This window comes from Novosphingobium sp. 11B, from assembly GCF_054589055.1.
In genome coordinates this window covers 1-10550 of record NZ_BAAILP010000134.1, presented here as the reverse complement: position 1 = coordinate 10550, position 10550 = coordinate 1, and the positions used below count along the sequence as shown (strand labels likewise).

10 protein-coding genes and 1 tRNA gene are annotated in these 10550 nt (G+C 65.7%); 3 read left to right on the top strand and 8 right to left on the bottom strand.

Features of this window, described 5'->3' with window-relative positions:
- Positions 1-101: 101 nt before the first annotated feature.
- From ACYPYD_RS12305 to thyA, 5 genes are all read right to left on the bottom strand, one after another.
- The gene (locus ACYPYD_RS12305; protein WP_459663379.1) at positions 102-680 is read right to left on the bottom strand and encodes a YdeI/OmpD-associated family protein; all 579 of its coding nucleotides are present in this window, start codon (positions 678-680) and stop codon (positions 102-104) included.
- Between the two features lie 10 nt (positions 681-690).
- A complete protein-coding gene (locus ACYPYD_RS12300) occupies positions 691-2034 on the bottom strand; it encodes a dihydrolipoamide acetyltransferase family protein (protein ID WP_459663378.1) in 1344 nt (447 codons plus the stop codon).
- A gap of 5 nt (positions 2035-2039) precedes the next feature.
- Positions 2040-3092, bottom strand: a complete 1053-nt coding sequence (locus ACYPYD_RS12295; RefSeq protein ID WP_202196494.1) for an alpha-ketoacid dehydrogenase subunit beta — start codon at positions 3090-3092, stop codon at positions 2040-2042.
- Positions 3089-4399 (bottom strand): 3-methyl-2-oxobutanoate dehydrogenase (2-methylpropanoyl-transferring) subunit alpha, encoded by a 1311-nt coding sequence (locus ACYPYD_RS12290; RefSeq protein ID WP_008832329.1) that lies wholly within the window; start codon positions 4397-4399, stop codon positions 3089-3091. Before ACYPYD_RS12290 ends, ACYPYD_RS12295 begins: the two co-directional genes overlap by 4 nt.
- A gap of 103 nt (positions 4400-4502) precedes the next feature.
- On the bottom strand, positions 4503-5459 hold the full coding sequence (gene thyA / locus ACYPYD_RS12285; protein WP_459663376.1) for a thymidylate synthase: 957 nt from the start codon (positions 5457-5459) through the stop codon (positions 4503-4505).
- 180 nt (positions 5460-5639) lie between these two features.
- Here thyA and ACYPYD_RS12280 point away from each other — a divergent pair.
- Positions 5640-5716: transfer RNA gene (locus ACYPYD_RS12280), tRNA-Pro, on the top strand.
- 62 nt (positions 5717-5778) lie between these two features.
- Here the strand turns inward: ACYPYD_RS12280 and ACYPYD_RS12275 are convergent.
- Both ACYPYD_RS12275 and recG read right to left on the bottom strand, forming a co-directional pair.
- The gene (locus ACYPYD_RS12275; protein ID WP_459663375.1) at positions 5779-6516 is read right to left on the bottom strand and encodes a FadR/GntR family transcriptional regulator; all 738 of its coding nucleotides are present in this window, start codon (positions 6514-6516) and stop codon (positions 5779-5781) included.
- Between the two features lie 152 nt (positions 6517-6668).
- Entirely contained in the window at positions 6669-8726 is a 2058-nt protein-coding gene (gene recG / locus ACYPYD_RS12270) for an ATP-dependent DNA helicase RecG (RefSeq protein WP_459663373.1), read from the bottom strand.
- A gap of 103 nt (positions 8727-8829) precedes the next feature.
- On the opposite strand from recG, the gene ACYPYD_RS12265 reads away from it, so the two are divergent.
- Positions 8830-9252, top strand: a complete 423-nt coding sequence (locus tag ACYPYD_RS12265) for a baeRF12 domain-containing protein (protein ID WP_008832325.1) — start codon at positions 8830-8832, stop codon at positions 9250-9252.
- 171 nt (positions 9253-9423) lie between these two features.
- Positions 9424-9696 (top strand): FAD assembly factor SdhE, encoded by a 273-nt coding sequence (locus ACYPYD_RS12260; RefSeq protein WP_008832324.1) that lies wholly within the window; start codon positions 9424-9426, stop codon positions 9694-9696.
- Between the two features lie 10 nt (positions 9697-9706).
- Here ACYPYD_RS12260 and ACYPYD_RS12255 read toward each other — a convergent pair whose 3' ends face one another.
- Positions 9707-10432 (bottom strand): glucose 1-dehydrogenase, encoded by a 726-nt coding sequence (locus tag ACYPYD_RS12255; RefSeq protein WP_008832323.1) that lies wholly within the window; start codon positions 10430-10432, stop codon positions 9707-9709.
- Between the last annotated feature and the right edge of the window lie 118 nt (positions 10433-10550).

Here is a 10550-nt window from a genome sequence, read left to right as displayed (position 1 = left end):
ACTTGATCCGGGACGCTGGCGGCCTTTAGGCGAGAGCCCGGATGAGCGCAGCAAGGTGGGCTGTTCACGGCCAGCGGTCCCGGATCAAGTCCGGGACTACGTCAGCACTTTTCGTATTTCCAATTGCGCTTCTTGCCCTCGGCGATCCACTCGAGCGCCTGCGCCATGCGCTTCTCGCGCGTCGCGGCGGTCTTCGCCTCGGTGATCCATTCGAGATAGTCGCGCCGTGCCGAAGGCGAGAACGCTTCGTAATGCGTCCTTGCGGCGGGAAACCCGTCCAGCGCCGCCACGAAGTCATCCGGCATGGCGATTTCGGGCTTGGGCTTGCGGACGACCTTAACCGCCGTGCCTTTGGTTTGCACCCGACCACGCGCGGCCTGCAGCTTGTGTGCAAGCTCGGCTTCGTCCGGCAGGTCGGCAATCGCGGTGATGCGCCCGAACTGGCCCATTGCATCACCCTGCCGACCATCCCCGTGAATGACGAAAGTACAGTGCGCCTTGAACGCCGCCATCCCGGCGACGTTCTTTGCGTTCACGAGGAAGTGCGGCATCCCCCACTTGATCGCCTCTTCGGCATCGGGGAGCGCGCGGTGAGCCAGTTCACGCAGATGTTCGAGGATCGGGCGGGCGAAATCCGCAGCTTTGGCGATATACTCGTCTACGCGCGGATCCTTGCCCATCTGCCCTCTCCTACCCTGCGAGGATCAGCGCCGGGGCCTCGATCAGCTTCCTGAGGTCCTGCGCGAAGCTCGCCGCATCCCAGCCATCTACCACACGGTGATCGCAGCTCATCGAGATATTCATGAGCTTGCGCTTCTCGATGCGCTCGATGCCGTCGGCGCCCTTCACGAACATCGGCCGCTCGACGATGCGGTTGGGGCCGATGATGGCGACTTCGGGGCGGTTGATGACGGGCGTGGTCGCCACCCCGCCCATCGGACCGAGCGACGTCAGGGTGATCGTCGAGCCCGAAAGCTCCGACGACTTCGCCGAGCCATCGCGCGCGGCGTTGGCGAGACGGGTGATCTCCGCCGCCAGCTGCCACAGATTGCGGTCCTGCGCATCGCGGATCACCGGGACCATCAGGCCGCCCGGGGTCTGCGCCGCCATGCCCAGATGCACCGAGCCGTAGCGCGTCACCACGCCTGCCTCGTCGTCGTAATGGGCATTGAGCATCGGGTACTTCGGCAGCAGCTTGCAGATCGCCGTGATCAGGAACGGCAACATCGTCAGCTTCGGCCTGTCCCCGCGCCCGGCATTGAGCTGCGCGCGCGTCTCCTCCAGCGCGGTGACATCGTACTCCTCGACATAGGCGAAGTGCGGGATGTTGCGCTTGGAGGCGGCCATGTTCTCCGCGATGCGGCGGCGCAGGCCGATGACACGGACCTGCTCATCCTTGCCCTTCATGCCTGCGGGCTGGAAGCCGCCGCTGGCGTTGTAGGAAAGGAAGGCGTCGAGGTCGCTATGGCGCACGCGGCCATCCTCGGCGGGTCGGACTTCGGACAAGTCGATGCCGAGATCACGCGCACGCTGGCGCACGGCGGGGCTGGCGAGAACCTTGGCGTGAGGGGCGGGCTTTGTCGCGGGCGTGGGCGCGCGGGCTTCGACAGGCTCAGCCTGAGCGGGTGTGGGAGTCGGAAGAGGCTCTGCAACCACCTCCGCTCGTGCTGAGCTTGTCGAAGCACCAGCCACCACCTTCTCAACATCGCCCGCATCCGGCGTCTCGACTTCGATCCGCTCCTCGACCACCTCGGCCTTCGGAGCAGGAGCACGCCCCTCCTCGTTCCCCGCGCCTTCGATCTCGATCACCACCAGCGGCGAGCCGATGGCGATCACGTCGCCCGCCTCGCCCGCCACTTCGACCACGGTGCCCGAGACCGGGCTTTCCATCTCGACGGTGGCCTTGTCGGTCATCATGTCGGCAAGGCGGCCGTCTTCCTCGACGGTATCGCCGACCTTGACGTGCCAGGCGACGATCTCGGCCTCGGCGATGCCTTCCCCGATGTCGGGCAGGCGGAAAATATAGCGTCCCATCCCAGTTATTCCTTCATGAGCCGATCGACCGCCTCGCCGATGCGGACGGGACCGGGGAAATAGGCCCACTCGAGGCTGTGCGGATACGGCGTGTCGAAGCCGGTCACGCGCTCGACGGGGGCTTCGAGGTGATAGAAGCAGCGCTCCTGCACCAGCGTCACCAGTTCGGCGCCGAAGCCGGAGGTGCGGGTCGCCTCGTGTATCACCAGGCATTTCCCGGTCTTCTCCACCGACTTTTCCACAGTCGCCATGTCGAGCGGGACGAGCGTGCGCAAGTCGATGATCTCGGCATCGATGCCCTTCTCGGCCAGCACCGCCTCGGCGACGTGAACCATGGTGCCGTAGGACAACACCGTCAGCGCCGCACCTTCGCGCACGATGCGCGCCTTGCCGAGCGGGATCTTGTAGTAGCCCTCCGGCACCAGGCTGCCGGGATGGCCCTTCCACGTCCGCGAGGGCTTGTCGTAATAGCCGTCGAACGGGCCGTTGTAGATGCGCTTGGGCTCGAAGAAGATGACCGGGTCGTTGTCCTCGATCGCCGCGATCAGCAGGCCCTTGGCATCGTGCGGGGTCGCCGGGATCACCGTCTTGAGGCCCGCGACGTGCGTGAACATCGCCTCCGGACTCTGGCTGTGCGTCTGGCCGCCGAAAATACCGCCGCCGAAGGGCGAGCGGATGGTGATCGGCGAAGTGAACTCGCCCGCCGAACGATAGCGCATGCGCGCCGCCTCGGAGACGAGCTGGTCGAGGCCGGGATAGATGTAGTCCGCGAACTGGATCTCCGGCACCGGGCGCAGGCCGTAAGCCGCCATGCCGACCGCCGCGCCGACGATCCCGCATTCGTTGATCGGCGAATCGAACACGCGGTTGCGGCCGTACTTCTTCTGCAGACCGGCGGTAGCGCGGAACACACCGCCGAAATAGCCGACGTCCTCGCCCAGAATGACGATGTCGGGATCGCGGGCCATCATGATGTCGAGCGCGTCGTTGATCGCCTCGATCATGTTCATCGAGCGGGTCGGCGCGTCATGGAGGCTCAACGCATTCTCTTCGGTCATGCGCCTTCTCCCTTCCATTCGGGCCATTTGATCTCACGCTCGCGGATGGCCTGCGCGGCCTGCTCCTCGAGGTGCCAGGGCAGTTCCTCGAAGACGTCCTCGAACATGGTGTGGAACGGATGGTGCAGCCCGTGGCCGAGGACGCCGTTCTTCTCGGCCTCCTTGGTCGCCACCTTCACCTGCTCGACCAGTTCGCGATCCATCGCCTCCTGCTGCGCCTCCGACCACTCGCCAAGGGCGATGAGGTGCTTCTTGAGGCGCATGATCGGATCGCCGAGCGGCCATTCCTCGCGCTCCTGCGCGGAGCGATAGGCGCTGGGATCGTCGGAGGTGGAGTGCCCCTCGGCGCGGTACGTGAAGTGCTCGATCAGGGTCGGGCCCTGATTGGCGCGGGCACGGTCAGCGGCCCAGCGCGAGGCGGCATAGACCGCCAGCGCATCGTTGCCGTCCACCCGCAGCCCGGCAATGCCGTAGCCGGCCGCGCGCGCCGCGAAAGTCGTGCGCTCGGCCCCGGCAAACCCCGAGAAGCTGGAGATCGCCCACTGGTTGTTGACGACGTTCAGCACCACCGGCGCGTTGTAGACCGCAGCGAACGTCATCGCCGCGTGGAAGTCGCCCTCGGCGCTCGATCCCTCGCCGACGAAGGCGGTGGCGATGCGGGTATCGCCCTTGATCGCGCTGGCCATCGCCCAGCCCACCGCCTGCGGGTACTGCGTGGCGAGGTTGCCCGAGATGGAGAAGAACCCGTAATCCTTGGCCGAGTACATGACCGGCAACTGGCGGCCCTTCAGCTTGTCCGCGCGGTTGGAGTAGATCTGGTTGACCATCTCCACCAGCGGATACCCGCGCGAGATCAGGATGCCCTGCTGGCGATAGGTCGGGAACACCATGTCGTCGTGGGCCAGCGCGTGGGCATGGGCGACCGAGATCGCCTCCTCGCCGGTGCACTTCATGTAGAAGCTGGTCTTGCCCTGCCGCTGCCCGCGGTACATCCGGTCGTCGAAGGCGCGGGTCAGTGCCATCGTGCGCAGCATCCGCCGCAGCGTCTCGGCATCGAGCCCAGGGTTCCAGGGGCCGACCGCGCGATCTTCTTCATCGAGGACGCGAATCATGTCGGTGGTCATCGGCCAGGTTTCGCTTGCCGGGCAATTCTCGTCCGGGCGCCCCAGTTGTCCAGCAGGCGGCACCGGGAGATGCGAATAGTCGACGACGTCGCCGGGCCGGTATCGAGGCTCGGGTACGTAGAGTTCCAGCGGCGGGAGATTCCCGCGCGCCCTTCCCGTATCTGGTGCCGTTTTTTCGGCCATTTCAATGCTCTCCCGCCAAGGTCGGGCCGTGGAATCCGTCCCGCAACAGGCGAAGCAAAATTCCACGGTTAAGTCATATTATTTCAAACCTTGGTAATGTCAATTACACCGCAACCGGCGCGGCGATATGCGCCTGGGGGGCATATCCGGCGACTTCGAAGTCCTCGATCCGGTAGTCGAAGATCGAATCGGGACGCCGGAGAATCGCCATCGTCGCCTCGCCTTCCGGCTCGCGCGAGAGCTGTTCTTCGACCAGCGCCGCATGGTTGAGGTACAAGTGGACATCACCACCGGTCCAAACGACCTCACCGGGTTCAAGGTTGCATTGCTGCGCCATCATCCGCGTCAGCAACGCCAGCGACCACATGTTGAAAGCGAAGCCGAGGCCGAGGTCGCAGCTGCGCTGATAGAGCAGGCACGAGAGCCGCCCGTCCGCGACATGGAACTGATAGGTCTTGTGGCAAGGCGGCAGCGCCATCGAATCGAGTTCGGCGACGTTCCATCCCTCGATGATATGGCGGCGGCTGCCAGGGTTGCCCCGCAGGCTCTCGACCACCTGCGCCACCTGGTTGATGCCGGGACCGCGCCGGAACAGACCCTCGCCGACAGGCTCATACGTGTCCCAGTCCACCCACTGCTTGCCATAGACCGGGCCGAGATCGCCCCAGGCCTCGGCGAACACCTCGTCCGCCACGATTCGCGCGGAGAAGTCCTTGCGGCTGATCTCCTCGCCCGTTTCGCGGCGGTAGCGGTCGAGCGGCCAGTCGGTCCAGATTTCCACCCCCTGCGCGCAGAGCGGACGGATATTGGTGTTGCCCGTCAGGAACCACAGCATCTCGCGCGTGGCGGTCTTCCAGTAGACGCGCTTGGTGGTCAGCAGCGGCATCGCCCCGCCCGAGAGGTCGAACCGGATCGTCGCGCCGAAGACCGAGCGCGTGCCCACGCCCGTACGATCGAGCCGCTCGTCGCCCTGCTCCCAGATGCGGCGCATGAGGTCGAGGTATTGCCATTCCCAGTGCGGGGTTGCGGTGGCGGCGGTGCGAAGCGCGGTCGTGGTCATGGCATCATGACTATCCGCCTGCGCGCGCCGGCGAAAGCACCCGCGCGCGATGCTCCCCAGCGCAATCAGCCACCATTTTCACAAGGTTGAAGTTTTTGCCGAAAAGCCCCTTGCCACCCCCGGAAGTGCCCTATATAGGCGCCCTCCTGCCCGGGGCGGTCTTCGGATTGCCCCTCCGGTCGGGGAATAGCTCAGCCTGGTAGAGCACTGTCTTCGGGAGGCAGGGGCCGGAGGTTCGAATCCTCTTTCCCCGACCACTTTATACGAGAACGGCGTGTCGCAAGACGCGCCGTTCGTCGTTTCAGGCCCATTTTTTTGTTCAGCGCGAAAAGTATCGGGATCGCATTTCCGCTACCCGCGCCCTGGCTTCGGCGACAGCGCGCTCCTCGATCGCCATAAGCAGGTGTTCGATCGAGCCTTCCAGATGCATCCGCACCGCCTCCCGCGCCCGCACCGGGTCGCGCGCCTCGAGTGCGGCGGCAATCTCCACATGCTGCTCGAGGCTGTAGCGATAGTTGCGGGCGCGCGCCTCCTCCAGCATGCGTCGGCACTCGGGCGAGCGCGAGCGCATTTCCCACAAGTCGCGCACGCCGCGCTCGACCGCGACGTTGTGGGTTGCACGGGCCACGGTCATGTGAAAGTCCGTCAATGCCGCCTGCCAGTCCTCGAAGGAGCCATCGTGACGGCCCATCTCGACGATTGCGCGTCGAAGCACGGCAATGTCCTCGTCGGTAATGTTGGCCGCGGCGAGCGAAGCCGCCTCGCCCTCGAAGATGAGGCGCGCCTGCGCCAGTTCCATCGGCGTGACGTCGGCTGGAGGTGAGGACGGCGCTTCATCCGGCTGCCGCAGCACATAGGCGCCCGAGCCGATTCGCACTTCGACCACGCCCATGACTTCAAGCGCCAGCAAGGCCTCGCGCACGACCGGGCGACTGACACCCATGGTGACGGCCAGCTCACGTTCGGCGGGCATTCGCGCACCGACTGGATAGCGGCCTTCGCGTACCTCTTGCATCAGCCGCGCCGCGACCTTGCGATAGAGACGAGGTGGCTGCATCTCCACGTGTTCGACGTCTGCCTGTTGTCCCTTCAATTGCCCCTCCCCCGGTTTGACCGATTTTTCGGCTTTTCAGGGCTGGTCTTACCAGTCCAGTGACGCGGCGAACAGTCTGAGTTCCTGCAAGGTCAATCGCGTTTGCTGACGCAAATTCAGCCCGAGCGCAGCAGTTGCACGCCCCAGTCACGCTCGAACAGATAGAGCAGCAGCCGCGCCGCCTCGCCGCGCGGACCGGCAAGGCCGCCGTCGCGCTCGATCAGCAGCCGCGCGTCGTCGTGGGCGAGCGGCAGCAGCTTGGTGATCTGTTCGAGACTGGCGATGCGGAACGGCGTGTCGCCCGACTGGCGCGTACCGAGCAGTTCCCCGCCGCCGCGCAATTGCAGGTCTTCCTCGGCAAGCCGGAAGCCGTCCTGTGTCTCGCGCATCAGGGCAAGGCGCTGGCGCCCGGTCTCGGAAAGCTGGTTGCCGCGCAGCAGCAGACAGGTGGACTTGCCCGAACCGCGTCCTACCCGCCCGCGCAGCTGGTGCAGCTGGGCAAGGCCGAAGCGCTCGGCCTGTTCGATCACCATCAGCGTGGAATTGGGTACGTCGACGCCGACCTCGATCACCGTGGTCGCGACCAGAAGCTTGGCCTCGCCCCGGGCGAAGCGCTCCATCGCCGCGTCCTTGACCTCGGGCCGGAGCTGGCCGTGGACCAGCGCCACGGTATCGCCGAAGCGCTCCTTGAGCGCCGCATAGCGGGCCTCGGCGGCGGCAAGGTCGTCGGTCTCGCTCTCGTTGACCATCGGGCAGACCCAGTAAGCCTGCTGCCCCGATTCGATATGGCGCGTCAGGGCGCCGACGACGTCGTCCATGCGCTCCACCGCGACGACGCGGGTGTCGATCGCCTGACGGCCCGGCGGCAGTTCGTCGAGCTTGGAGACTTCCATCTCGCCGTACTGCGCCAGAGTCAACGTGCGCGGGATCGGGGTCGCGGTCATCGCCAGCGTATGCGGCGCGCGGCGTCCCTTGCGCGCCAGCATCAGCCGCTGGCCGACACCGAAGCGGTGCTGCTCGTCGATCACCACCAGCGCGAGGTTCTTGTAAGCCACACTGTCCTGAAAGATCGCGTGTGTGCCGACGACGATCTGGATCGCGCCGCCCAGCAACCCCATCAGGATCGCCTCGCGGGCTTTGCCCTTGTCTCGCCCCGTCAGCAGCGCGATCTCGACGCCTGTGCCCTGCAGCATGCGCGACAGCGTCTCGTAATGCTGACGGGCGAGGATTTCGGTCGGCGCCAGCAGCGCGGCCTGCGCGCCTGCCTCCACCGCGATCAGCATCGAGGACAGCGCCACCACCGTCTTGCCCGATCCCACGTCGCCCTGCAGCAGCCGCAGCATCGGCGAGGGCTGCGCCAGATCACCCTCGATCTCGCCGATCGAGCGGGCCTGCGCGCCGGTCAGCGCGAACGGCAGCTTCAGCTTGGCCCGCAGCGAGCCATCGCCCACCAGCGGCGTGCCGCGCTGCGAGCGGTTGCTTTCGCGCACCAGCATCAGCGCCAGCGCATTGGCGAAGAGTTCGTCGTAGGCCAGCCGGTCGCGCGCGGGGCCGTTGACGCCGCGATGCGCCTCGGTCAGCGCCTCGCGCCAGAGCGGCCAGCCGGTCTTGGCGGTGAGGCTGGGCTCGATCCATTCGGGAAGCTCGGGGAGAGACTTCAGCGCCTGCGCCACCAGCGAGGCGGCGCGGCCCTGCGTCAGACCTTCGGACAGAGGATAGACCGCCTCGCACAATTGCCCGATCGGCGCGGACGAATCCTCCGACACATGTTCGGGGTGCACGATCTGAAGCATCTGGCCGTACTGGTCGATCCGCCCGGCCACCCAGCGCGTCTCGCCGACAGGCAGCTGCTTCTTGCCCGTATAGGAGGCGCGGCCGAAGTATGTGACGGTGCAGATGTTGCCCGCCGCGTCCTCGGCGATGACGCGGAACGGGCCGCGGCCACTGGGCGAGCGGTGTTCGCGAACGGTGAGCGCGACGATGACGTTCTCGCCCACGCCCGCTTCATCGAGGTTGGTGATCGCGCGCCGTTCAACGAAGCGGTCGGGCAGGTGATACGCAAGATCCCTGATCCGGGTAAGCCCCAGCTTTTCCAGCGGCTTGCGCAGCTTGGGACCGACGCCTTCGAGCGCCTCGACTTCGACGAACAGGGAATTGAGAGCTTCAGGCCGCATGACGAGCGCCTCTTAGCGCGAGTGGGGACCGTTTCGCCAGAGCGGGCGGAACCTTGTCCGTCATCGTGCGGTTGGCTCCCCTGTAACAATGAAGGAGAAGCCCATGCTCTTGCCGAACGGAACCGTGTTCGCGATCGTCGACGGAGAGAACTTCGAACTCTATCGCAACACGGGGGCGGAAGCCGAACCCCGACTGGCGGCGATGGACGTACCCGAACTCGAGGCCACCAACTTCAGCGCTGGCGCCCGCCGTCTCGACGGCCCCACACGTCATCAGGCCCGCACCGGCGACGGCAGCAACGACGCGCTCGATGAAAGCGCCCACGTCGCGGCGGTAACGGGATGGCTGAACAGCCAGGTGCTTTCGCGTGAAATCGACCAGCTGGTGGTCGTCGCCGACCCGCGCTCGCTGGGCGAGATGCGCAGGCATTACCACAAGCAGCTCAAGGACGTGCTGGTGGCTGAGGTGCCCAAGAACCTCGCCGGACGTCCCGCGCAGGAGATCACCCGGATCCTGCATGGCTGATCCTTGATCGAGGGGGCTTCGGACAGGCCGTGCCTGACCCTTCGACAAGCTCAGGGTGAGCGGAGGTGAGTATAAACTTCCCTATTCCGCTCAGGCTGAGCCTGTCGAAGCCCCCTCCGCTTCGCACTACAGGAGTTGCCGAGCCTGACACCGCATTGTAACGGCGCGGGCATGACCGAACTCACGCCTCGCCTCGCCCGCCTCAAGTTCCGCGCCTGGCATCGCGGCACCCGCGAGGCGGATTATATGATCGGCTGCTTCTTCGACCGCTTCCATGCGGAATGGTCGGACGAGGACATCACCCTGTTCGAGACCATCATCGAAGAGGAAGATGTCGATATCATGGGCTGGGCGCTCGGCACGATGTCCGTGCCCGAGGAATATCGCGGGCCGATGATCGATAGGATGATGAAGCTCGATTACGTCGAGATTCCGAGAGACTGAACGGGCGCGACTAGAGACCGCCCAGCAGGTGCCCGCCATCGACCGGGATCACCACCCCGGTCATGTACCGCGAGGCATCCGAGCACAGCAGCATGAGCGGCCCGTCGAGATCCTCGAAATTACCGAAGCGCCGCTGCGGAATGCGCTTGGACATCGCCTCGCCCAACTTGCTGGAGAGGAAATCTCGGTTCATGTCCGTGGCGAAATAGCCCGGCGCCAGTGCATTCACGCGGATACCATATCGCGCCAGTTCCAGCGCCATCTGTTTGGTCATCTGCACCACGCCTGCCTTGCTCATCGCATAGACCGCTAGTTGCCCGCCTTGCGCGAGCCCGAGGATCGAGGCGATGTTGACGATTGCCCCTCCTTCTCCCCGATCGCGCATGCGCCTCGCGACTTCGGTGGCCACGAGAAAGGCGCCGCGCAGGTTCGCGCTCATGATGTGATCGTAGTCCTCCACCGTCGCATCGAGCACCGGCTGGGCGCTGGACACGCCCGCGTTATTGACCAGCACGTCGATGGGGCCAGCCTGAAGGACGGCTTCGCGGATGCTGGCTGGGTCGGTGACGTCGAGGGATACGCAGGTGGCATCGCCGATTTCGGCGGCCAGTTTCTCCAGCGCATCCATGCGCCGGGCCGCGAGCACGACATGCGCACCGGCGGCGCTCAGGACTTGCGCGAAGTGGCGGCCGAGGCCGCTCGAAGCGCCGGTTATCAGTACGCGCTTGCCTTGCATTGCTTTCTCCTCTCGTCGTCCCGGACTTGATCCGGGACCGCTGGCGGTGAACCGCCCACCTCATCGGCGCGCGCAGCAAGCTCCTACCTAAAGACCGCCGGCGGTCCCGGATCAAGTC